At 38.8% G+C, this 24732-nt stretch carries 22 protein-coding genes; 5 read left to right on the forward strand and 17 right to left on the reverse strand.

Annotated features, from left to right (window positions below):
- Together PSF86_RS16910 and surE are read right to left on the reverse strand one after the other, a co-directional pair.
- Positions 1-282, reverse strand: a complete 282-nt coding sequence (locus PSF86_RS16910) for a hypothetical protein (RefSeq protein WP_277901272.1) — start codon at positions 280-282, stop codon at positions 1-3.
- Positions 275-1054: a 5'/3'-nucleotidase SurE gene (gene surE / locus PSF86_RS16915; protein ID WP_277901273.1), complete on the reverse strand. Its 780-nt coding sequence runs from the start codon at positions 1052-1054 to the stop codon at positions 275-277. The genes PSF86_RS16910 and surE overlap by 8 nt, the downstream gene beginning before the upstream one ends.
- Before the next feature lie 301 nt (positions 1055-1355).
- Here surE and PSF86_RS16920 point away from each other — a divergent pair, with 301 nt between their 5' ends.
- Together PSF86_RS16920 and PSF86_RS17820 are read left to right on the forward strand one after the other, a co-directional pair.
- Complete coding sequence (locus PSF86_RS16920) at positions 1356-3554, forward strand: carboxy terminal-processing peptidase (protein WP_277901274.1); 2199 nt, start codon at positions 1356-1358, stop codon at positions 3552-3554.
- A gap of 234 nt (positions 3555-3788) precedes the next feature.
- Complete coding sequence (locus PSF86_RS17820) at positions 3789-4880, forward strand: DinB family protein (RefSeq protein ID WP_338424040.1); 1092 nt, start codon at positions 3789-3791, stop codon at positions 4878-4880.
- Between the two features lie 66 nt (positions 4881-4946).
- On the opposite strand, the gene rodA is transcribed toward PSF86_RS17820, so the two are convergent.
- From rodA to PSF86_RS16965, 6 genes are all read right to left on the reverse strand, one after another.
- Complete coding sequence (rodA, locus tag PSF86_RS16935; RefSeq protein WP_277901275.1) at positions 4947-6224, reverse strand: rod shape-determining protein RodA; 1278 nt, start codon at positions 6222-6224, stop codon at positions 4947-4949.
- Entirely contained in the window at positions 6225-8159 is a 1935-nt protein-coding gene (gene mrdA / locus PSF86_RS16940; RefSeq protein WP_277901276.1) for a penicillin-binding protein 2, read from the reverse strand.
- A gap of 498 nt (positions 8160-8657) precedes the next feature.
- Positions 8658-9479, reverse strand: coding sequence for a rod shape-determining protein MreC (mreC, locus tag PSF86_RS16950; protein WP_277901278.1), 822 nt, complete (start codon positions 9477-9479; stop codon positions 8658-8660).
- Positions 9480-9488: 9 nt separating this feature from the next.
- A complete protein-coding gene (locus tag PSF86_RS16955; RefSeq protein WP_277901279.1) occupies positions 9489-10517 on the reverse strand; it encodes a rod shape-determining protein in 1029 nt (342 codons plus the stop codon).
- A 132-nt stretch (positions 10518-10649) separates the two neighbouring features.
- Positions 10650-12182: a bifunctional phosphoribosylaminoimidazolecarboxamide formyltransferase/IMP cyclohydrolase gene (gene purH, locus PSF86_RS16960; RefSeq protein ID WP_277901280.1), complete on the reverse strand. Its 1533-nt coding sequence runs from the start codon at positions 12180-12182 to the stop codon at positions 10650-10652.
- A gap of 102 nt (positions 12183-12284) precedes the next feature.
- Positions 12285-12740 (reverse strand): GAF domain-containing protein, encoded by a 456-nt coding sequence (locus PSF86_RS16965; RefSeq protein ID WP_277901281.1) that lies wholly within the window; start codon positions 12738-12740, stop codon positions 12285-12287.
- Positions 12741-12990: 250 nt separating this feature from the next.
- On the opposite strand from PSF86_RS16965, the gene PSF86_RS16970 reads away from it, so the two are divergent.
- The gene (locus tag PSF86_RS16970; RefSeq protein ID WP_277901282.1) at positions 12991-13212 is read left to right on the forward strand and encodes a hypothetical protein; all 222 of its coding nucleotides are present in this window, start codon (positions 12991-12993) and stop codon (positions 13210-13212) included.
- 123 nt (positions 13213-13335) lie between these two features.
- Here PSF86_RS16970 and PSF86_RS17925 read toward each other — a convergent pair whose 3' ends face one another.
- The 9 genes from PSF86_RS17925 to miaB form a co-directional block, all read right to left on the reverse strand.
- Positions 13336-13737: a pirin-like C-terminal cupin domain-containing protein gene (locus tag PSF86_RS17925; RefSeq protein ID WP_407933341.1), complete on the reverse strand. Its 402-nt coding sequence runs from the start codon at positions 13735-13737 to the stop codon at positions 13336-13338.
- On the reverse strand, positions 13712-14044 hold the full coding sequence (locus PSF86_RS17930) for a pirin family protein (RefSeq protein ID WP_407933342.1): 333 nt from the start codon (positions 14042-14044) through the stop codon (positions 13712-13714). The genes PSF86_RS17925 and PSF86_RS17930 overlap by 26 nt, the downstream gene beginning before the upstream one ends.
- A gap of 235 nt (positions 14045-14279) precedes the next feature.
- Positions 14280-15911 (reverse strand): chaperonin GroEL, encoded by a 1632-nt coding sequence (gene groL / locus PSF86_RS16980; protein ID WP_277901283.1) that lies wholly within the window; start codon positions 15909-15911, stop codon positions 14280-14282.
- Positions 15912-16006: 95 nt separating this feature from the next.
- Positions 16007-16285 carry a co-chaperone GroES gene (locus tag PSF86_RS16985; protein WP_277901284.1) on the reverse strand — a complete coding sequence of 93 codons (279 nt, stop codon included), beginning with the start codon at positions 16283-16285 and terminating at the stop codon, positions 16007-16009.
- 238 nt (positions 16286-16523) lie between these two features.
- A complete protein-coding gene (gene secG, locus PSF86_RS16990) occupies positions 16524-16889 on the reverse strand; it encodes a preprotein translocase subunit SecG (protein ID WP_277901285.1) in 366 nt (121 codons plus the stop codon).
- Between the two features lie 7 nt (positions 16890-16896).
- Positions 16897-17781 (reverse strand): DUF8458 domain-containing protein, encoded by an 885-nt coding sequence (locus tag PSF86_RS16995; RefSeq protein WP_277901286.1) that lies wholly within the window; start codon positions 17779-17781, stop codon positions 16897-16899.
- Positions 17782-17784: 3 nt separating this feature from the next.
- A complete protein-coding gene (locus tag PSF86_RS17000; RefSeq protein ID WP_277901287.1) occupies positions 17785-18276 on the reverse strand; it encodes an LptE family protein in 492 nt (163 codons plus the stop codon).
- Between the two features lie 77 nt (positions 18277-18353).
- Positions 18354-19625: a sigma-54 interaction domain-containing protein gene (locus PSF86_RS17005; RefSeq protein WP_277901288.1), complete on the reverse strand. Its 1272-nt coding sequence runs from the start codon at positions 19623-19625 to the stop codon at positions 18354-18356.
- A 30-nt stretch (positions 19626-19655) separates the two neighbouring features.
- Positions 19656-21101, reverse strand: a complete 1446-nt coding sequence (miaB, locus tag PSF86_RS17010) for a tRNA (N6-isopentenyl adenosine(37)-C2)-methylthiotransferase MiaB (protein WP_277901289.1) — start codon at positions 21099-21101, stop codon at positions 19656-19658.
- Between the two features lie 194 nt (positions 21102-21295).
- Between miaB and PSF86_RS17015 the strand changes: the two genes are divergently transcribed.
- Together PSF86_RS17015 and topA are read left to right on the forward strand one after the other, a co-directional pair.
- A complete protein-coding gene (locus PSF86_RS17015) occupies positions 21296-22066 on the forward strand; it encodes a hypothetical protein (protein ID WP_277901290.1) in 771 nt (256 codons plus the stop codon).
- 172 nt (positions 22067-22238) lie between these two features.
- A complete protein-coding gene (gene topA / locus PSF86_RS17020; protein ID WP_277901291.1) occupies positions 22239-24728 on the forward strand; it encodes a type I DNA topoisomerase in 2490 nt (829 codons plus the stop codon).
- The last annotated feature ends 4 nt before the right edge of the window (positions 24729-24732 follow it).

Genomic DNA, 24732 nt, shown 5'->3' on the forward strand with positions numbered 1-24732 from the left:
TTAAAAAATTTTTATCATTAATATAATAAAAGCAGTTAAAAAAGTGGCAATAAGGACACCTTTGGCCCTTAAATCCCTTTTCAGCTTTATAAACCCAAAAAAGGCCACTAGGTTTAGCAATGCTCCCAAAGCCAATAAACTTCCCAAATGTCCTTGTTCGCGGGCTACTTTTATACTGTCTTCAATACTTAAATCAGAGAAGATAAGAATGTATAGCAAAGTTCCAAGCACATTGGCAATGATACCGACAAAAAATCCTATTAAAACTTCTTTTCTAGTCATTTAAACTCCAGGTATTTAGATCTTGAATAGCGTGATGTGCGGTTAGGTCGAATTGAACGGGAACCACCGAGACATAGCCATTTGCCAAAGCCCACTCGTCGGTGTCTTCGCCTTTGTCCTGATTTGCAAATTTTCCGGTCAGCCAATAATAATCCCTTCCCATGGGGTTCGTACGCTTGTCAAATTCTTCTACCCATCGGGCACGGGCTTGTCTGCAAATCTTGATGCCCTTGATTTTATCATCCTTTAATTTGGGAAAATTTACATTGAGGACCACCCCTTTTGGGATACCATTTTTTAAGGCACTTTTGGTAATGGTCTTGGCGTACTCTTTAACAGCGTCAAAATTTGCTTCCCAAGAATAATCGCAAAGGGAAAAACCAATGGCTGGAATTCCTTCGATGCCTGCTTCGACTGCTGCGCTCATGGTCCCGGAATAAATAACATTGATGGACGAGTTGGACCCATGATTGATGCCGCTAACACATATGTCGGGCTTTTTGTTTAAAATTTCATTAACCGCCAACTTTACACAATCTGCCGGGGTGCCGCTGCAACTGTATTCAAGTTGTACGTCTTCTTCATTAATGGTAATCGGGCTACAATAAAGCGTTGAATTTACTGTAATTGCATGCCCCATACCACTTTGTGGGCTGTCTGGGGCCACCACGATTACTTCGCCAATTTCGTTCATAACACTAATAAGCGCTCTAATTCCGGGCGCCGTAATCCCATCGTCGTTGGTTACAAGTATTAAAGGTTTATTTTCCATTTTGGGTTTTGGTATTTTACAGTGCTAAAATAATCAATTTAAATATTAAAATAATTTATAGAAACGTTTAACAAAATATTAGGCGGAAGTACATACCATGGCACGATTTTTTCGTTAATTTAGTCGTTTAAAAATAATAAGGAAAGAAATATAATTTTGTTTATATATGATTGATGTCAAATATTATAAGCAGAAATTTCTTATATTTCGAAACATACAGTTCTGTTAGATGGTAAAACTGTATGAATTTTTTAAAAAGAATAATGCAGAGGGATTTTTTTGCCTCAAAAAATAGTTGTAAATGAAAAGGAATTTAGTGTATTTGCTCGCGGCCATACTGGTTTCTGCGGCATCGTGTAGTTTTACTAGCAAGTTTGACAACCCTGATAAAGACAAACTTTTACTCGATTTGATATCGTATGTGCTGGAAAATGGTCATTACAATCCGAGGACAATCGATGACGATTTCTCAGAACATGTTTATGATGATTATATTGAAGCGTTAGACCCGCTTAAAAGATATTTCTTGCAAAGCGATATTGACGAGTTTAAAAAATACAGATCGACAATCGACGATCAAATAAAAACATCAGATCTAACATTCTTCAACCTTACCTACGACAGGCTAATGCAACGTATGGACGAGGCATCTGTAATGTACAAGGATGTTTTGGAGAAACCTTTTGACTATTCAAAAGAAGAAAACATAGATGTAGATTACGATAACTTGCCATATGCAAAGACCAAAGAAGAACTTTGGGAACGTTGGAGGAAGCAATTAAAGTTTTCAACTTTGGAGCGTTATGCCTATGGAATAGAAGGCATAGAAAAGAAAAAAGAGCCCCAAAAGAAAATGACCAAGCAAGGGGTAGAAGATGTTATTGAAGAAGATCCAATTGCGCCCGGTTTGGAAAATGACGACGATTTGCCCGATGACCCTATTGCCTTGGAAAAGAAAACCAGGGAAGATACCCAAAAAACAATTGGTGAATATTTTGACTTTATGAACGATTTGGAGCGCAAAGATTGGTTTGTGGTTTATCTAAATTCTATAGTTGAAGAATTCGATCCGCATACGTTTTATTTCGCACCCGATGAAAAAGAACGGTTTGACGTGGGAATTTCTGGTAAATTTGAAGGAATAGGAGCTAGGCTTCAAAAGAAAAACGACCATATTAAAATTGTAGAAGTTATCTCGGGCGGGCCGGCCTGGAGAGGCGATAAAGTAGAAGTGGGAGACGAAATAATGAAGGTAGGCCAAGAAAACGAAACTCCAGTGAGTATAGTGGGAATGCGACTTGAAGACGCCGTTAAGCTTATTAAGGGGCCTAAAGGAACCAAAGTAATACTTACCATAAAACGCGTAGACGGAACCATTGCCGAAGTGCCTATTGTAAGAGACATTGTGGAACTGGAAGAAACCTACGCCAAATCGTCTATTGTAAAAAAGGACAACAGGACTTTTGGAGTTATCAACCTTCCTAAATTTTACATAGATTTTGACGATTATAACAATAGAAATGCCGCTTCTGATGTGGCCAAGGAAATTACCGAACTTAAAAAGGCAGGAGCCGAAGGGCTTGTTCTGGATCTTAGGGACAATGGCGGCGGGTCTTTAAAGACAGTGGTGGACATGGCCGGGCTTTTCATCAAAGATGGCCCTATTGTGCAGGTAAAATCTACCGGAAAGCGCAAAGAAGTGCTTGCCGATACCGATAAAAATATTCAGTGGGACGGACCTTTGGTTATCCTTGTAAACGAGTTGTCGGCTTCTGCCTCAGAAATATTGGCGGCCGCAATGCAAGACTACAAAAGGGCTATTATTTTAGGAAGCAAGCAAACCTATGGAAAAGGAACGGTTCAAAACGTAATTGACCTAAACCAATTCTTAAGGGGCGATAACGAATATGGAGATGTCGGAGCATTAAAAGTTACCACCCAGAAATTTTACAGGATTAATGGTGGCTCGACACAATTGGAGGGTGTTAAGAGCGATGTGGTGGTTCCAGATAGGTATAGTTACAGGGATATTGGCGAGAAAGATCAGGAAAACCCTCTTCCGTGGGATAAAATAGATGCCGTGCAGTACAACGATTGGGCCGGTTATATTGATTATGATGAAACCATTGAGAAAAGCAAAGAAAGAATGGCCAAAAATAGCCAATTAACACTTATAGACGAAAATGCCAAATGGGTGAAGAAACAACAGGAAGACAAAGAATACCCGCTTAATATAGACCAATATCTTGCAGAAACAGAAAAGGACGAGCAGGTTTTAAAAGAATTCAGGAAAATATCCGATTATAAAACCAACCTTACCTACGAATCACTTCCTTATGAAGTGGAACTGATGGCAAAAGATAGTGTACTTAGACAAAAAAGAGAACGTTGGCATGCCAATCTTTCCAAGGATGTTTATATGGAAGAAGCCTTAAATGTTTTGGAAGATTTAAAAATGAACAATATCAAGAATAATAAGGTAGCCAATATCAAGGATTAATAAAGAAATTAATAGAGGATAAAAACCCGTGTCACTTATCTGTGGCACGGGTTTTTTGCATATATGTAAAAGTATCGTTCCTCTATTGTTGTTATTTTACGTGCTTATTTTTATGTATAAGATGTTGTAAATCAGAAAATAATAAATAAATTTAAAAAATTTTGATATTGAAATAATAAAACACGAATGCCTTAAAACTCATAAAAACTAATCGATTAACTAAAAATAACGTATATGAAATTTCTTAAAAATTTATTGATTGTTATCATTGTAATTATAGCAATTCCATTGATTGCTGCCTTATTTGTTAAAAAGGATTATAAAGTAACTCGGGATGTAATTATCGAGCGGCCAAAAGAGATGGTCTTTGATTATGTAAAGTATCTAAAAAATCAAAACAATTATGGTAAATGGGCAAATATAGACCCAAACATGAAGCAAACCTTTGAAGGGACCGATGGTACCGTTGGCTTTGTGTCTATGTGGGAAAGCGATAATAATGAGGTAGGAACAGGGGAGCAGGAAATTACCAAAATTGATGAAGGGAAAAGGATAGAATACGAATTCCGATTTAAAAAACCTATAGAATCAACCTCGCCAGGATTTATGAGTACCGAAGAAATAGCCGATAACCAGACAAAAGTTACTTGGGGATTCAATGGGCACATGAATTACCCCATGAACCTTATGATGCTTTTTATGGATTTTGAATCGCTTATTGGTAATGACCTGCAAGTAGGCCTGGACAAACTAAAAGAAATATTGGAATCTCAACCTATAGAAGCAAAAGTAGGAACAAAGGCATTTTTGTTGCAGTACTTTAACCAAACCACCGACAACCTTATTGCCGATGTAAGTACTCTTACCGAAGCACAATTAACCTTTAAGCCCGCACCAGACAGTTGGTCGGTAAGTCAATGCCTCGAACATATTGTTGCTTCAGAAAAAATGCTTTTTGATATGGCCAAAAAGGAAATGGAAAAGCCTGCCCAGCCCGAACTTAAAGATCAGGTTAAAACATCGGATACGGCATTGATAAGCATGATGACAGACAGGAGCAAGAAGTTCCAGGCCCCGAAAGAATTGCAGGGCACCGGGGAATACAAAGATCCGCAAGTGGCCATAAACGATTTTTTGGCAGCCAGGAAACCTGTCTTGGAATATATAGAGAATACAGATGTTGAAAACATGCGAAACCACATAAGCGATTATCCAACCGGAAAGTCCGACGGTTATCAAAACCTATTGTTTATTGCCGCACATTGTGCAAGGCATACCAAACAGATAGAGGAGGTAATGGTCAATCCTAATTTTCCGAAGGGTTAATGTTAACTGAAATAGAAAATTAAAAAATAATGCTTCTGATAAAATTGTTTTGGAGGCATTATTTTTTTACCATTCATTAATTCTGTTGGCATCGAGTTTTATAAAAATAAATAGCAAAAGGGTAAAACCCAATAAACCGGAACCTCCATAACTAAAGAAAGGGAGCGGAATTCCAACTGTTGGCAACAAGCCAATAACCATCCCGATATTAATGGCAAAATGAAAAAATATAATCGAGGCTACCGAATAGCCGTAAATTCTGCTGAAAGCTGACTTTTGCCTTTCGGCTACAATTATGAGGCGTAAAATTAATAAGGTAAACAATACCACGACCAAAGCACTGCCAATAAAACCCCATTCTTCGCCAACAGTACTAAAAATATAATCTGTATGTTGTTCGGGTACAAAATTTCCTTTGGTGCGGGTCCCCTCTAAAAAACCTTTTCCAATAAAACCACCAGAACCAATGGCCGATTCGGATTGATAAGTGTTATAACCAATGGTTTTACGTATTTGCTCTAGCTTAACAGGGTCTTTTTCTAGCCGCAACCATAAACCAAAACGGTCCCTGTGCCTTTGCTCGAAAACATTGTTGTAGATAAAATCTACTGAATAAGAGAATAGGCAAGTAGTAATAAGGATGAGGATTAGCTTAAAAACCGATACTTTTTTCTTTCTTTTTTTAGAAATAAAATAAGTGATTGCCAATAAAATAGCAGCTCCAATAAAAACCCATATCGTGCCGTAAATTAATGTAGAGACAAATAGTATAACTGCAAAAACGCCAATAAGTAAATAACTGGCAGGAAGCCCTTCGCGGTAAAGAACAAAAAAGAAAGCAGCATATACCAAAGCACTTCCGGGGTCTGGTTGCGGTATAATTAAAAGTGCCGGTATGCTAATTATTACAAAAGCCCTAAATAAATCTTTTATATTGTGGATGTCTGTTTGAATGTCGCATAAAAACTTGGCTAACGCCAAAGCCGTGGCTGCCTTTGCAAATTCTGATGGCTGAAGGGTCATGCCCCCCATGGCATACCAGGAAGTAGCCCCGTTTACATTTTTTCCAAATAAAAATAACCCGGCGAGCGAAAGTAGGGAAATAAGGTATATTACGCCCGAAAAGCGCTCGTAAAATTTTGCTTCGACAGAAAGTACAAGAATAATCAATACAAGACTTGCCCCTATAAAGAAAAGTTGTTTTCCATAAAAGGCATCCGTGTTAAAAATAGACGAAGTTTCGCCACTGTAAGAAGCAGAATAGATATTTAACCAACCAATAAAAACCAAGAAGAAATAGATGAGAATACTTAACCAATCTATTTTTTTTAAAAAATTGCTCATTTATGGTATAGGTTTATCATTATTTGGGACTTTAATGTTTACGGTATCCTTAACGGGCCATTTTATAAATTTTCCATCATTAATTGTAAAGGATTTTCCACTCAATGGTTTGGCGTATTCTTCTTCAAGGCTACCGTTTAACACATATTCTTCCATATCTGTCCTTGTAATTTCGCCTTTTATGTATTTTTCAATCATCAGACCTGCAATTCTACCGGCCCATCTGCTTCCCCAATAACCATTTTCAACAAATACTGCGATGGCTATTTTAGGGTCTTCCACAGGAGCAAAGGCCACAAATATGGAATGGTCTGTAAGCTGTACCCTTTTGTCGTTTATTTTGGTAAAGTTTTCTGCGGTACCTGTTTTTCCCGCCATGGATATATCGGGGATTTTTATCCATTGGGCCGTTCCTTTTTCATACACGTCTCGCATGCCCTCTACAACGGGTTCAAAATACTGTGGATCTACCGTTGTTTGATGTTTTTCTACAAATTTATGGGCTATGGTATCGTTTTCTATTTTTTTAATAATATGCGGGGTAAAATAATATCCCCTATTGGCTATGGTGGCCGTTAAATTTGCCAATTGAATGGGCGTTGTTAAAACTTCCCCTTGCCCTATAGCGTTAGAGAGGGTATTGGTTGCAAACCATCTTTTTGGACCGTATACCAAATTGTAATAATCTTCATCAGGTACTTTTCCAGATTGCCCGGTTGGAAGGTCGTATCCTAAATAATTTCCCAGACCAAAACTCTCCACATGTTTTTGCCATGCATCCATTCCTTCGGCAGCCGATGGATATTTTTCAATAATGCGCCTGTATGTATTTGCAAAATAGGCATTACAGGACATATAAATTCCCCTGTCAAGGTTGTTTACGCTCCCATAAGGGCAATGACAGCCCATAAAAGAGTTTCTTCCGTATCGGTAGCCATGATAACAGGTAAAGGTAGTTTGTTCGTCTATAACGCCCTCTTGAAGTCCTATTAAAGCATTTACTGTTTTAAAAGGAGATCCGGGGGGGTATGTAGCATTGAGTGCCCTATCGTAAAGTGGCTTTGCAATAGAGTCGTAATAAAGTTCGGTATAATTTTTAGAGCGTTTTCTACCAACCAACAAATCCGGATCGTAATTTGGGGCGGTAATCAAAGCCAATATTTGGCCTGTCTTAGGGTCGAGGGCAACAATGCCTCCCCGCTTATGGATCATTAATTTTTCTCCATAAGCCTGTAATTTATTGTCTATTGTTAGTTCAATATCTTTTCCGGGAACGGGAAGCGTATCGTAAATTCCTTCTTTATAGGGCCCAATAACCCTGTTAAAGCGATCTTTTTGAATAAATTTCACTCCTTTTCTCCCTCTTAATACTTCTTCATATTGTTTTTCAACTCCTTGTCTTCCTATAAGCTCCCCCGATTGGTAATAAGAATACTCTTTTAAGTCCCAGTCGTTTACTTCACTAATGTAGCCCAATATATTTGCCCCGACGCTGGTCATGTAATGCCTTAAGGATCTCTTTTGAATGTAAAACCCTTCGTATTTCCTCATTTTCTCTTGAAGGATGGCATATTCTTTTTTGGATAATTGAGGAACAAATACCGACGGAAGCCTTGGGGAATAGGTATATGCTTTTTCAAATTTTCTGCTGAAGTCTTCTTTGCTAATGTTCAGAAGCGTGCAAAATTCTACCGTATCCAAAGGCTTTACATCCCTTGGGATTACCATAACATCATATGAAGGTTGGTTTGCAACTAGCAATTCCCCATTTCTATCGTAAATATAGCCACGTTCGGGATAGTCGTAAACCGCTTTTATTGCTGTATCGTCTAGAGGATTTTTATTGGTATTATCCAATAACTGCAAATAAGAAAGCCTTCCTATGTAAACAATAGCAACAATAACGATAATGGACGATAAAAGTAATTTCCTCATGAACTCTTCCTACTAAACAACGAGATAAAAATTAAACACAAAATTAGTGTGAATATTGCAGAAAATATGGTTTTTTTTAGAATTAGCAAAATATGTGCAAAGCTAAAAATCTCTAAACTGAAAAGTATGAAATGGTGTGTTAAAATTAAGATAATTAAGTAGTTAACCCGTTGCCCAAAATGTGTTTTCTCTATTTTTATGGTGTGGTAGTCGTAACTTAGCCCAAATACCGAGCGCATCATGAGTGGCCGACAATAAGCAGTACAAACACAGGCGGCAGCATGTACGCCGCCACTGTCGCAAAAAATATCGATACTGAGCCCCAATAGAAAAGAAAAAAAGAGGAACAATATCCTATTGTCCTTATCAAATGGAAAAAATATAATAAACAGTATGTAGATATATGGGTTTATATACCCCAAAAAATTAATGTTGTTAAAAATTATTACCTGTAAAAGTATCAACAATATAAAGCGGACCGTATTTATAAAAGTTGTTTTATTCATCGATACTATTTTCCAGGTTCATTATTTCATTCCTGTCCAGATTTTCAATAACATATACATGATCAACGGTGGTCATGTCATTAAAAAGTTCAACATCAATAAGGTAGTAATTTTCTGAAACGTCTAATGAAAAATCTTTTATGGTCCCTATTAAAATCCCTTTAGGGAAAATGCTGGACATACCGCCGGTAATAATGGTATCTCCTTTTTTAATGGGGGCAGCCCTTAAAATATCTACCAATTGTACTGTATTAAAATCTTTGCCGTTCCATTTTAAAGAACCAAAGTTGTTGGTATTCTTAATGGAAGCGTTTATTTCTGAAAGCGAGTTTAAAACAGATTGTACATTGGCGTAGTTGCTCGATGTATTCTCTACAATCCCAACTATACCGTTGGAAGTAATTACTCCCATGTCTTGGCGTATACTGTCGTTGGAACCTTTGTTTATAACCAGGTAATTGCGTTGTAAATTGTAACTGTTTTTAATAACAGCAGCTTGATGCAACCTGTAATTTGAAGACAGCGAATCGGTATACGATATTGAATCGTTGACATTTAGTCCTTCCTTTAACAATAACTTTCTTAACCGAAGGTTTTCTTCAACTAACTGTTTGTTATAATCTTTTAAGTGAAAATAGTCTGAAATATTGTTGGTACTATTGTAAATACCTCCTGAAACCCAATTTGCAGAGTTAAGGAGTTTTGTTTTTTGATATGAATGCGATTGTACAATAAGAAAAAGTGAGAAACTAAAAAGCAATAGAAAGGTAATAAAGGTCTTATTCCTTATTAAAAAATTGACAATCTGTTGCATTCACTAATTCTATTTTATCAAGATTGGTTTATACTTTTCTAAATTCTTTAAAGCAATTCCCGTTCCACGCACAACGGCCCGCAAGGGGTCTTCTGCAATATAAACAGGAAGGTCGGTTTTTTGCGAAATACGTTTGTCCAACCCGCGGAGCATCGATCCACCGCCGGCTAAATAAATACCGGTATTATATATGTCGGCAGCCAATTCTGGCGGGGTCTGCGATAATGTTTCCATAACGGCATCTTCAATCCGTAAAATGGACTTATCCAAAGCCTTTGCTATTTCCCTGAACGAAATTTGTACCTGTTTGGGTTTTCCGGTAAGTAAATCGCGTCCTTGAACACTCATTTCTTCCGGTGGAATTTCTAAATCTTCCGTTGCGGCACCAATGGCAATTTTTATATTTTCGGCAGTTGTTTCCCCAACATATAGGTTATGCTGGGTACGCATGTAATAAATAATATCGTTTGTAAAAACATCACCGGCAATTTTAACCGATTTATCGCATACAATACCGCCTAATGCAATTACTGCAATTTCGGTGGTACCGCCACCTATGTCCACGATCATGTTCCCTTTTGGCTGCATAATGTCCAGACCAATACCAATAGCGGCGGCCATAGGTTCGTGTATTAGGTAAACTTCTTTCCCGTTTACGCGTTCGGCCGATTCTTTTACCGCCCGCATTTCTACTTCCGTAATCCCGGAAGGGATACAGATAACCATTTTTAAGGTAGGCTGAAAAAAGCGCTTTTTTAATGCCGGAATCCCCTTAATGAACATGTTTATCATTTTTTCAGAAGCATCAAAATCGGCTATTACACCATCTTTAAGCGGCCGTATGGTTTTTATGTTTTCATGGGTTTTCCCCTGCATCATGCTGGCTTCTTTTCCAACTGCTATAATTTTGCCGGTCATTCGGTCTCTGGCTACAATAGACGGGCTGTCCACAACAACTTTGTCGTTGTGTATAATCAGCGTGTTGGCTGTTCCGAGGTCTATTGCAATTTCTTCGGTTAAGAAGTCAAAAAATCCCATGAATTATTCTGGTGTTAATCTGGTTATTCCTTTTAATTTTCCGGCATTAAAACCGGCTGTTTATATTTTATTGAATCCCTTACAGAAAACCTATAAGGGATTTTTATTTATAATCTTTCAAATGTAATAAAATTAATGTTTAAAATGGCGCGTTCCGGTAAATACCATTGCAACATTATTTTCATTACAATAATCTATGCTTAATTGATCTTTTATCGAGCCCCCTGGTTGGATAACGGTTGAAATCCCGGCTTTGTGAGCAATCTCAACACAGTCTGGAAAAGGGAAAAATGCATCGCTTGCCATGGCTGCCCCGTGAAGGTCGAATTTAAAAGATGCTGCTTTCTCTATTGCCTGCCTCAATGCATCAACCCTACTGGTCTGTCCTGTGCCGCTGGCGCATAATTGCTGGTTTTTGGCGAGGACAATGGTGTTGGATTTGGTGTGCTTGCATATTTTGGAAGCAAATAGCAAATCATCTAACTCCTTTTCGGATGGTTTATTGTTGGTTTCGTAAGAAAGGTCTTCTTTTGTGTCGGTTTTTAAGTCTTTTTCCTGAACCAAAACCCCGTTTAAGCATGAGCGTACCGACGAGTTAGGAAGGTTGATGTCTTTTTGAACCAATATAATCCGGTTTTTCTTTCCTTTTAAAACTTCCAACGCTTCATTGGTATACGAAGAGGCGATAACCACTTCGCAGAACAAATTATGAATTTCTGCTGCCGTCGCTTTGTCAATTTCAGTATTTGCAATTAAAATCCCACCAAAAGCCGAAACAGGATCGCCAGCCAAGGCGTCTACATATGCCTGATGGATAGTTTTTCTGGTTGCAACTCCACATGCATTGTTGTGTTTTAAAATGGCAAATGTAGGGTCGTCGTTTTTAAATTCTCCAATTAAATTAACGGCCGCATCAACATCCAGTAAATTATTGTAAGATAGTTCTTTTCCATGAAGCTTGTCGAACATTTGGTCGAGGTTTCCGTAGAAATATCCTTTTTGGTGCGGATTTTCTCCATATCTCAATGTTTGTCCTTTATGTTCGCTAACTTTAAATGCTTCCAGCTTTTCGGTCTGGTTGAAGTAATTAAAGATAGCACTGTCGTAATGAGAGGAGATATTAAAAGCTTTGGCCGCAAAGCGTCTTCTGTCTTCTAAAGAAGTTTGTCCGTTTTGGTTTACTAAAATGCTTAAAGTTTCGTCGTAATCTTCCATGGAGGAAACACAAAGCACATCTTTGTAATTCTTGGCAGCGGCCCTTATTAAAGAAATTCCGCCGATGTCAATTTTTTCAATTATATCTTGTTCGCTTGCTCTACTGGCCACTGTTTTTTCAAAAGGATATAAGTCTACAATAACAATGTCCAATTGGGGAATTTCGTATTTTTCAAGCTCGGCAGCATCGCCTTCATGGTCTTGACGGTTCAAGATTCCGCCAAAAACTTTAGGGTGAAGTGTTTTAACCCTTCCTCCCAAAATGGAAGGATAACTGGTAACATCTTCTACGGGAACTACTTCTATGCCAAGGTCTTTGATGAATTTCTCGGTTCCTCCTGTAGAATAAATAGTTACACCCAGTTCGTCTAATTTTTTTACAATGGGTTCCAGGCCGTCTTTGCTGAATACGGAAATTAAAGCTGATTTAGCTTGTTTTAAATTGTTCATTGTTATTGAGTTGTTTTGGAGTGCAAAAGTAGTTTTTTTTGCTTTAAAATGTTGTGTTGTATCTATGGAAAATCTTGGTTTTATTGCTAAACCCCAGCTGATTTACAAAATTTTTGCAACCTCGCCGTTTACAAATTCCAAAAAATCTTCGTCTTTATGGGTAAAAGGGTCTGCCGTATGCGAATCGATATCGATCTGCCCCACATTTTCACCATTTACAAACAATGGTATAACTATTTCTGCTTTTACAAAAATACTGCAAGCTATATAGTTGTTTTGTGCTTTTACATCGGGAACTACAAAATTCTTATTGGAAACCGCTACTTGCCCACAAATCCCCTTTCCAAACGGTATAATGGTGTGGTCTGTTGGCTCTCCCGCAAACGCGTGGAGCTTTAACTCATCTTTGTCGCCATTCTTAAAATAAAAACCTACCCAATTGTAGTATTCTATATTTTCTTTTAAAAGTTCGCATATTTTGGAAAGCTTTTCTTCGGTAATCAGTACTTTGTCATTAATTATCGAGGAAACCATGGGTTTTAGAGCTTCAAATGTCATAAGAATTTAATTTTGGCAAAATTAGGATAAAGTTTATTGCTGATGAAGTTTGTGCCGCAAAAGTTTTCTGTTATAAAAGACATCCTGCATGACAAGGCGTATTTTTTTAATGAAGGCGCTATCCGTTATCCTAAGACATGCAGAAATGGGTTTATATACTGTTATGGCTTGGTTACTTTTAACAGGAATTTTTTTACTTCTAGAAAAAAACTTATATTGTTGATTTATAAACTTATAAAAACACACAATTATGAAAAAGATTGTATTAAGTTGTGCCATGTTGTTATTTTTCGGTGGCACATTTATTTCCTGTAAAGAGAAAACAAAAGAAAAAGAAGTGATAATTAAAGAAGAATCCACAACCACAGAAGATGTGGAGGAAGAAGGTGTTCTTGAACGTGTTGGAAAAGAGGTAGATGAAGAGGTGGACGAAGAAGTAGATGAAACCATCGACAAAATAGGCGATGAATAATTGCAAACAAATATGTTGGTCAAGCCCGTTAAAGCAACTTTAACGGGCTTGTTTTTTTAGATGTTTTGCAGTTGTTTAACCGGGCATTTTTATATAAGAATCGTCGTTGGCCACTTTTGGAAATTATTTGTTTTTCCATCGTAGTTTTGCCTTTTCAATGGTTTCTTGAGATGAAGCTACAAAATTCCAAAAAATAAAGCGTTCCTCGGGAAAGGCCTCGCCGCCAAACAATAATAAATGGCTGTTTGGGGCAATCGTTACCTTGCAGGCATCTTCTGTTTTTGAAACAATCATATTGCCTTCTTCAATTTTTTCACCATAGGCCATGATATTCCCTTTTACCTGGTCTATGATTTGCAACGGGGTTTCGTTACTGGTTTTTACCTCAATCATAAATAAAGGAGAATGTACGGGCACGGGCGATTTTCTTGCGTAACCTTCGCCAGCTATTAAAGTGAAATCCGCACCGTTTTCTTCCCACTTAGGAAGTTGTTCTTTTTCAATATGATGGAATTCGGGTTCCATTTGTTCCAGTTCTTTGGATAGGGCAACCCAAATTTGAAAACCATGCATGGAATATTATCCGTTGTCCCGCAAATGTTCGGGGGGTACGTTCGGTGTGCATTACAGCGTTTCCGGCAGTCATCCAGTTTACCACTCCAGCCGTAATTACCTGGTCGCTCCCTAAACTATCGCGGTGCCTTATTTCGCCTTCAAATAGATATGTTAAAGTAGAGAGCCCGATATGTGGGTGCTGACCAATATCTACGTAACTGTTTTTTTTAATGGTTGCAGGCCCCATATGATCGATAAAAATAAACAGACCCACCATTCTTTTTTTCTGAAAGGTAGTAATCTTCCAACGAGAAAGTAGCTAATATCGAGGGCGCGTTCTTCTATAATTAAACCTTTGTTGGACATGGAATGAGTTTTTTATAAAGATAGTTATACTTAACGGACCCGTTTAAGCTTTTTCGCTACAACCGAAAAAAATAAACCTGGGTTCAACAAAAAACCGCACTGAATTTTCAATGCGGTTTTAGAAAGTTTTACGGAAAGTATGATTTTTACATCATTCCTGGCATTCCGCCACCACCCATTGGAGGCATTGCCGGAGCATCTTCCTTGATATCTGTAAGTGAACACTCGGTAGTTAAGATCATACCAGAAACAGATGCAGCATTCTCCAGTGCAATTCTTGTTACTTTGGTAGGGTCTATAATACCTGCTTTTAGCATTTTTACGTATTCGTCTGTTTTGGCATTGTAACCAAAGTCGCCTTTTCCGTCGTATACCTTGGCAACAACTACAGAGCCTTCTTTACCTGCATTCTCTACAATAGTCCTTAATGGTGCTTCAATGGCGCGTGTTACAATTTGGATACCTGTTTCTTCGTCATCGTTATCGGCTTTAACTTTGCCAAGTACCGATTTGGCGCGTAACAAGGCCACACCGCCACCGGCAACAATACCTTCTTCTACGGCTGCTCTTGTAGCATGTAGTGCATCGTCAACACGGTCTTTTTTCTCTTTCATTTCAACTTCAGAGGCTGCACCTACATAAAGAACGGCAACACCGCCGGCCAATTTGGCCAAACGCTCCTGAAGCTTTTCTTTGTCATAATCAGATGTAGTTGTGTCTATTTGTGCCTTAATCTGGTTTACTCTTGCTTTAATGGTTTCTGCATCTCCGCCACCGTTTACAATTGTAGAGTTGTCTTTATCGATGGTTACGGTTTCGGCAGTACCAAGCATATCTAAAGAAGCATTTTCAAGAGAGAATCCTCTTTCTTCAGAAATTACGGTACCTCCGGTTAAAATTGCAATATCTTCAAGCATTGCTTTACGTCTGTCTCCAAAACCAGGAGCCTTAACGGCAGCAATTTTTAACCCGCCTCTTAATTTGTTTACCACCAACGTAGCCAATGCTTGACCGTCTACATCTTCAGCAATAATTAAAAGAGGTCTTCCAGATTGGGCAACAGGCTCAAGGATTGGAAGGATTTCCTGAAGGTTCGATATTTTCTTGTCGAATAAAAGGATGTACGGATTATCTAGGTCGGCAATCATTTTATCGGTATCGGTCACAAAGTAGGGAGAAAGGTATCCTCTGTCAAACTGCATACCTTCAACAACATCTACATAAGTGTCTGTTCCTTTGGCTTCTTCTACGGTTATAACGCCTTCTTTGCCGACTTTGCCAAATGCCTGAGCTATTAATTCTCCAATGGTATCGTCATTATTGGCAGAAATAGCGGCAACTTGTTTTATTTTTTCTGAAGAATCCCCAACTTCCTGTGCTTGTTTTTTAAGGTCGGCTACAATAGCGTCAACAGCTTTGTCGATACCTCTTTTAAGGTCCATTGGGTTAGCACCCGCAGTAACGTTTTTAAGGCCTTCTTTTACGATTGCCTGAGCAAGTACGGTTGCAGTTGTTGTACCATCTCCGGCAAGGTCGTTGGTTTTAGAGGCTACTTCTTTTACCATTTGCGCTCCCATGTTTTCAAGCGCATCTTCCAATTCGATTTCCTTTGCAACAGAAACACCGTCTTTTGTTACTTGTGGGGCACCAAAGGATTTGTTTATAATTACATTACGTCCTTTAGGGCCTAAGGTTACTTTTACTGCATTTGCCAAAGCGTCAACACCGCGCTTTAGTCCGTCGCGTGCCTGAATGTCAAATTTTATATCTTTTGCCATGATTTTATTTGCTTTATGCCTAAAGTTGTTGTGCTTTAAGCTTGTTTAACTTGTTATTAAATTTTTGTTTTAAGTTTTTGTAGCGAATTGCAAGCTTAAACAATTGCAAGGATATCGCTTTCACGCATAATTAGGTAGTCTGTACCTTCAAGCTTTAGTTCGGTACCTGCGTATTTCCCGTATAAAACAGTATCGCCAACTTTTACAGTTACTTTTTCGTCTTTAGTACCTGGGCCTACTGCTACCACGGTTCCCTTTTGAGGTTTCTCTTTGGCGTTGTCTGGGATAATAATTCCTGAAGCCGTTTTAGTTTCAGCTGCTAAGGGTTCTATAAGAACTCTGTCTGCAAGTGGTTTAATGTTTAACTTCGACATATTTTTTAATATTTGATTAATTAATTTTAAAATTTACTTTCAAGTATGAGGCAGAAATTATGCCATTGAAAGGAAACTGACAATTTTACTCACTTAAGTGTATATGGTTGCATATTTTGTCGTATACGGTAGGGAAGGAAGCCATTTTTAGGGCTTTTATGACTGGTGACAGTTATTTGGACAACAAAAAATGCCAGCTTAGTGACAAGCTGGCATTTTTTTATATGGTATTATAGTTTTATTGTGCTTCTGTAGTGTCTGAAGTGGTGTTGGCTGGTGCTTGTTGTTCAGCAGCAGGCAACGTTGTGTTTGGTGCCGTATTTTCAACATCGCTGTTTTCTAGCAATTTTGAGTCGGACGTATTGTTGTTTGACATTAATGTAATGTTTGACAGCAAGATTAAAGCTACCAAAACAGTTGCCAAAGTCCAGGTGCTTTTGTCCAAGAAGTCTCCTGTTTTTTTTACACCGCCAACTATTTGGCTCCCGCCACCTCCAAAAGAAGAAGACAGCCCGCCTCCTTTAGGGTTTTGCACCATAATCACTAAAACTAACAAAAAGGCTACTATTATAATTAGCACCAAAAAAATTGAAAATGTACTCATTTCTATATCAATTACTTTCTTTTAATTTCTTTATTGCATTAATTTGGTCTGCAAAGAAACCACTTTTTTCCGGATATTTCAAACTTAAAATTTTATATGCCTGAATTGCTTTTTTATACTTCTTTTGTTCCAGGTATACCCGGGCCAAAGTTTCGGTCATAAGTTCGCTTTTTTCAACCATGTTCCCTTTGGCTAGGTTTACTTTGCTTATTTTATCGCTAACCGGGGGTATTTTTGGGTTATTTTCTATAAATTTATCAATAAGTTTTAATTTTCCTTCAATGGAAGATTTTTTTTCTTTTTTTGTTTCCAGCGTTTTCTCTTGAGCCTGTTCGTTTCTATTTACGGGTTTGGCTGTAGAGGAAAGCTGCATCCATTCTGTGAATGAATGTGTTTCGGAGCGGTCAAATTCCAAGGGTTTCCCTAATTGTAGGTTGTTATGGTTCTTCTCCGGCTCCTCTTCATCATCAATTTGCCCGTCTTCTTTTTTTGGCTGAAACAATTCGGGATCCATTACGGCATGGGCATTTACCTCATTAAAGTCAAAAGATGTTTTGTTGTTCCTTATAATGAGTTCTTCGGCATCTACGTTTATGGCATACAATTCTTCATTGGCCGTTTGCAGGGTTATTTTTTTGGCAATGGCATGCTGGTTAAATTCCTTTGACGTGATGTATTCAAAAAGTATGGAACGGTCGGTGGTATATGCGGCGGTAGATTTTAGCGCTGCATTGTATTTAAAACTTTCCCCGTCTTTTAGCGCTTTTAGGTAAATGGTGCGTACCGCCTGAAAATAAGGGTACTCCTCGATAATCTTTTTAAGGGAATCGACATGTTCCTGTGAAATATTTTCAGGTTTTTGTAATAGATGAGAAAAATCAGATACATTCATGCATTACCAGTTTGCCAGGGTTTCGTTAAAAATGTCTTGCGTAATTCTTTCAAATATTTCTTCGTGCGCCGTTTGTTTTACCGTTACCAATTGTGTCGCTGCCGGATAATCGTAAAAGAAGGAGAATTTCCTTTCAAAGTCTTCTTCCGGGTTGTCGGCATTAAAAAAGCGAACATTCACACCAATTGTAAGCCTATTCTGGGCAGCGGTCTGGTCGGCCGTGGCCGACATGGGGGAGACGCGGTAATCTGTAATTTCGCCTTCATAAATCAAATCGGCGTTCCGGTTTACCAACTGTAAATTGGTCTGGTTTACAATCAAGTCCTGTAAGGCGTTGGTAAAATCGTAATCCAGTCCCGGCTCCACAATGGGGGCTTCGTTTCTAAAAAAGTTTACCTGAAAGGTTTCTGCGGTAGTGTTTACCCCTGTAAAAGAGTATGGGCCGCAACCTTGCATTGTTATTATTGCTATAAAAAGTACAAAAATTTTTTTCATGTTACTGAAGCAGGGTGTTTAATTTTTTTAGTTATCAATTGATAAATTTAATTGGGTTTGCTCTTCGGGATTAATTGTTATAAATCATATTGTTTGATTTTCCGGTAAAGTGTGCGTTCGGAAATTCCCAGTTCGGTAGCTGCCGCTTTTCTTTTCCCTTTATTGCGCTCCAAAGCCTTTTTTATTAATTCTAATTCTTTATCGTGCAGGGAAAGGGTTTCTTCTTCCTCGATTTCTTCGGCAAAATGGTATTTATCTTCAACAACGGGTGGTTGCGGATTGCTGCTTTTTTGGTGTTCTATTTGAAGGATTTCCATGGCATCTTCCTCGTCGGCCTGCTCGTAATCTATTTCGCTTTCGTTTCCGTAGATTTTATTGATGAGCGTTTTGTTTTCCTGTTGCACCTTCTCTCCGTTATTGCCATCTTTCATTAATTCCAGGGTGAGTTTTTTTAGGTCGTTGAGGTCGCCTTTCATATCAAAAAGGATTTTGTACAAAATTTCCCTTTCACTGCTAAAGTCGCTTTCCGATTTCTGGTTTTTTATAACAGCGGGTAGGTTGCTCCCTGCATCGGGCAGGTAACTGCGGAGCGTTTCGTACGTAATGCTCCTGTTTTGTTCCAGAACGGAAATTTGCTCGGCAATATTGCGTAGCTGACGCACATTTCCGGACCATCTGTATTTGTTTAGCAGTTTAACGGCATCGTCTTCCAGGCGGATTGTGGGCATTTTGTATTTCTGCGCAAAATCTGAAGCGAATTTCCTGAATAATAAATGAATGTCGTCTTTGCGCTCGCGAAGGGGTGGCAAGTGTATTTCAACGGTACTTAAACGGTAATATAGGTCTTCGCGAAATTTTTCTTTCTCAATGGCTTCAAACATGTTGATGTTGGTAGCGGCTACAATCCTGACATCTGTTTTTTGAACTTTTGAAGAACCTACTTTTAGGAATTCCCCATTCTCCAAAACCCTGAGCAAACGTACTTGGGTGGTTAACGGAAGCTCGCCCACTTCGTCTAAAAAAATAGTACCGCCATTGGCTTCTTCAAAATAACCGCTCCGTGTTTGTGTGGCTCCTGTAAACGCCCCTTTTTCGTGCCCGAATAATTCAGAATCTATGGTTCCTTCGGGAATGGCGCCACAGTTTACGGCAATAAATTTCCCGTGTTTTCTGTGCGATAGGGAATGGATTATTTTGGGCAAAGCCTCTTTTCCAACCCCACTTTCCCCGGTGATGAGCACCGAAATGTCTGTTGGAGCCACCTGAATGGCCTTTTCGATGGCACGATTTAGTTTGATGTCGTTGCCAATAATGCCAAAACGTTGTTTGATAGCCTGGACGCTTTCCATGTTTTATCTTGTTTTGTTGAGGATTTCCTGTTAATTGTTTTCAGAATATCCAACGGCTTCGCCAATTAGCGTTGCCGCGGTACATTCGTTTATCTTAACGTTGACAAATTCTCCTATTTTATAGCTTTCTTTTGGGAAAACAACTACAGTATTTTGCGTATTTCTCCCCATCCAGTGTGCATTAGATTTTTTTGAAGTCCCTTCAATAAGAACTTCTTCTGTTTTGCCTATATGCTGTTGTGTACGGTACAGCGCGTGTTTTTGCTGAAGATTGATAATTTCTGTCAATCGTCGTTTTTTAACTTCCCCTGGAACGTCATCTTCCATTTTTCTTTCGGCTAAAGTCCCCGGGCGTTCCGAATAGGCAAACATAAAGCCGAAATCGTATTTTACATATTCCATCAGCGATAAGGTATCTTGATGGTCTTCTTCTGTTTCGGTAGGGAATCCGGCAATCATATCCTGTGAAATGGCACAATCGGGAATAATGTTACGGATGTTGTCGATGAGTTCAAAATATTCTTCGCGGGTATGAAGCCTGTTCATTTCCTTTAAAATCCGGTTGCTGCCGCTTTGCACCGGAAGGTGAATGTATTTACAGATATTGTTGTGTTTCGCCATGGTTTCAATAACGTCCAAAGTCATGTCCTGTGGATTGGAAGTTGAAAAACGGATGCGCATTTTAGGTTGTGTTTCGGCAACCAATGCCAATAGACCGGAAAAATTTACGGCCGTGGCTTTTTGCATATCGGTAGCCTTGTCGTAATCTTTTTTAAGCCCGCCTCCATACCATAAATAGCTGTCTACGTTTTGCCCTAAAAGTGTTATTTCTTTAAAGCCCCTGTCCCAAAGATCGTTTACTTCGTCTAAAATTGATTGCGGGTCGCGGCTTCGTTCTCTTCCTCTAGTAAAAGGCACAACACAAAACGTGCACATATTGTCGCAACCGCGTGTAATGGAAACAAAGGCGCTTACGCCGTTGCTGTTTAAACGCACCGGGGCAACGTCGCCATAGGTTTCTTCTTTAGAAAGGATAACGTTTACGGCATTTCTTCCTTCGTCTATTTCCTGTACTAAATTGGGGAGGTCTTTGTAGGCATCGGGCCCCACGACCATATCTACAATTTTTTCTTCTTCGAGAAACTTGCTTTTTAGCCGTTCTGCCATACAGCCCAACACGCCAACTTTCATTTTTGGGTTAATGCGCTTTACGGCATTAAATTTCTCCAAGCGCTTGCGGACGGTTTGTTCGGCCTTGTCCCGAATGGAACATGTGTTTACCAAAACCAAATCGGCTTCTTCCATTTGCTGGGTTGTATTAAACCCTTCTTTGGCAAGAATGGAAGCTACAATTTCGCTATCTGAAAAATTCATCTGGCAACCGTAACTCTCTATATAAAGTTTGCGGTTGTTTGCCTTGTTTTGTTCTAGGACCAAACTGTTCCCTTGTTGTTTTTCGTCAATGATCTTCTCCATTGTATCCTTAAAAAATCAATTTGTGTGCAAAGATATGATTAAAATTATTCTAGTGACAAATTGTCAGCGTAATTTTAACGCAACTTTTCAATGAATTCAATTTAAAAAAACGGTCATTTTTATCTGTGTTTTCTTAGTTATATGATGAAAAAACCTATTTTTGGGCAATAAACCATCAAAAAAAACAAACATTAATGAACTTTTCTTCCGTACTATCAAGGATAGAGCGTAACAATCCGCTAGATTTTGGAAATATATTCAGCAAATCAATAGACCTTTTTAAAAAAACATGGGGTCAAGGCGTGCTTTTGGTTGTAGCAACCATTATTTTAATGATCCCAGCTATGATTATTCTGTATATCCCTATTATTGGGGCGGCCGTTGTGGGCTCGAACAATCCCGAAATGCAAGCAGGAAATGTTTCTCCCTGGACCATGCTCCCTTTCTTTTTATTGCTAATCCCGGTTATGTTGGTTATGCAAACCGGCATGCTTGGCTTAATGGCGGGTTATTATAAAATGGTGCACAAAAGGGACATGGATATGGAAACGCCCACGGGTGATATGTTTGTATTTCTTAAGGGTGTATATTTAAAAAAATTGTTCACACTTTCTTTTTTTAGTATTGGCATAGCTTTGTTGGCCACTTTGTTGTGTTATTTCCCCGTTATATACGTATCGGTGCCATTGGCATTTGTTTCGGTAGTATTTGCTTTTAATCCGGAATTATCCCCGAAGGAAATTATTAAGCTTTGCTTTAAACTGGGCAATAAAAAATGGTTGATTTCTTTTGGATTGATATTTATAAGTGGCTTTTTGGCTCAGCTGGTCGGGATGCTCCTATGCGGAATAGGTATCTTCTTTACGGCATCGTTTGCATATTTGCCGGTTTATCAGGTCTACAAAGAAACTGTAGGTTTTGAAGACGAAGACGAAATTGGGCAAATAGGAATCTCCGAGGTTTAACCCTCTTTTGCATGCTTATTTGTACAGCTTGATTTATTGTAAATAAAAAGCGACATCATAATACATAAGGTGCTATTGACCTCTTTTTAAAGATGTTTTTATGTCCTTTAAAGTGTGCTTTGTATTGCAAATTAAAAATTCTGTATACTTTTGTACTCTTAAAAAATGGCTTATGGCAAAGAATTTGGTTATCGTTGAGTCTCCTGCTAAAGCGAAAACTATCGAGAAATTTCTTGGAAAAGATTATAAGGTAGCTTCGAGTTTTGGGCATATAGCAGACCTTCCTTCAAAAGAATTAGGAGTAGATGTAGAAAAGGATTTTAAGCCTAAATACATTGTTTCTTCTGATAAGAAATCGGTTGTAAAAAAATTGAAAGACCTTGTTAAAGGTGTTGAAACAGTTTGGCTGGCAAGTGATGAAGATCGGGAAGGAGAGGCTATTGCATGGCATTTGGCAGAAGAACTTAAATTGGATAAAGACAAAACCAAACGGATTGTTTTCAACTCCATTACCAAAAACGCTATCCAGAAAGCTATTGAAAACCCCCGCTCCATAGATTACAATCTTGTAAATGCCCAGCAGGCAAGAAGGGTCTTGGATAGGCTGGTGGGTTACGAGCTGTCTCCCGTTCTCTGGAAAAAAATTAAAACGGGACTTTCGGCAGGGCGCGTACAATCGGTTTCCGTACGCCTTATTGTAGAAAGGGAACGCGAGATAAAAGAATTTACCCCCGAGGCATCCTTTAGGATTGTCGCCGAGTTTAAAAATGAAGAAGGAAAAACGTTTAAGGCAAGACTTGGCAAAACATTTAAGACAAAGGAAGAAGCCAAAGCTTTTTTAGACAATAATATAGGTGCCCGCTTTAAAATTGCCGATCTGGATACAAAACCGGCAAAGAAAAGTCCGGCGGCACCGTTTACAACATCAACGCTTCAGCAGGAAGCATCAAGGAAACTTTATTTTTCGGTAGCCAAGACCATGAACATGGCCCAGCGTTTGTATGAAGCTGGACTTATAACTTATATGAGGACCGATAGTGTAAACCTTTCCGGCGAAGCTATTGAAGCGGCTAAAAACGAAATTGTAAAATCATACGGGGAAGAATTTAGTAAACCAAGAAATTATTCCAATAAATCCAAAGGGGCGCAAGAGGCTCACGAAGCAATACGCCCAACAGACATGTCACGCCACAGGGTTCAAATAGAGCGCGACCAAGCACGTTTGTATGAGTTGATATGGAAACGCACACTGGCTTCCCAAATGAGCGATGCCAAATTGGAACGTACCAATGTAAAAATAGAGGCAGATAAGCATGGCGAACTTTTTACCGCCAACGGGGAGGTTTTAAAGTTTGAAGGTTTCCTAAAAGTTTATCTGGAAGGTACCGATGAAGAAGATGAAGAACAAGCAGGAATGTTGCCAGCCCTAAAAGTTGGTGAAAATGTATACGAAAATTACATAACCGCAACCGAACGTTTTACAAGGCCCCCGTACAGGTATACAGAAGCATCATTGGTGAAAAAATTAGAAGAATTGGGTATTGGGCGTCCATCTACATATGCGCCAACCATTTCTACCATTCAAAATCGTGGATATGTAGATAGAGGTACAATTGATGGAGAAGAACGCAAGTATCTTCAGTATACATTAGAAAATAGTAAAGTCAAAGAAGAAACGCTTACCGAAAATGTGGGCTCGGATAAAGGGAAATTGGTGCCAACGGATATTGGAATGATTGTAAACGACTTCTTGGTAAACCATTTTGCGGGAATTCTTGATTACAACTTTACGGCAAAGGTCGAACAAAGTTTCGATGATATTGCTTCTGGGGAAGAAGATTGGACACAAATGATTGAATCGTTTTATAAAGATTTTCACCCCAATGTAATAGATGTGGAAGAAAATGCCGAAAGGGAAAGTGGAGAGCGCATTTTGGGGAAAGATCCAAGTACCGGTCGCCAGTTGAGCGTGCGTTTAGGGCGTTTTGGGCCAATGGCTCAAATAGGGACCGCCGATGAAGAAGAAAAGCCAAAGTTTGCAAGTTTATTGCCAGATCAGTCCATAGATACCATTTCTTATGAAGAAGCGTTGGACCTGTTTAAACTTCCGCGCAAGTTAGGGGTTTACGAAGGCGATGAGGTTGAAGTAAACGTAGGGCGTTTTGGTCCGTATGTGCGCTTTGGAAAGAATTTTGTTTCGCTCGAAAAAGGAGAAGACGTTTTTGATGTCGATATGGATCGTGCCAAGGAACTTATCTCTCAAAAGAAAAAAGCCGATGCGCCAATTGCAAGCTATAAAGGAAAAGAAGTTACCAAAGGAAAAGGGCGTTTTGGACCGTTTATAAAATGGGATGGAATGTTTGTCAACGTTAATAAAAAGTATGACTTTGACAACCTTTCCCAACAGGATATCGAGGAACTTATTGAAGACAAGCTTAAAAAAGAGCGCGAAAAAGTAATTCAGAACTGGGAAGAAGAAGGTATAAGGATAGAAAAAGCCCGTTGGGGGCGTTTTAACCTTATTAAAGGGAAAACCAAAATAGAACTTTCCAAAGATACCGACGTAGCAAGCTTAAGTCTGGATCAGGTCAAGGAAATGATCGAGAAAAAGGCCCCGAAGAAAAAAACGGCAACAAAAAAGAAAGCTAAAACAAAAAAATAAAATA

Source organism: Galbibacter pacificus, from assembly GCF_029603165.1.
In the GTDB taxonomy this organism is placed as follows: domain Bacteria; phylum Bacteroidota; class Bacteroidia; order Flavobacteriales; family Flavobacteriaceae; genus Galbibacter; species Galbibacter pacificus.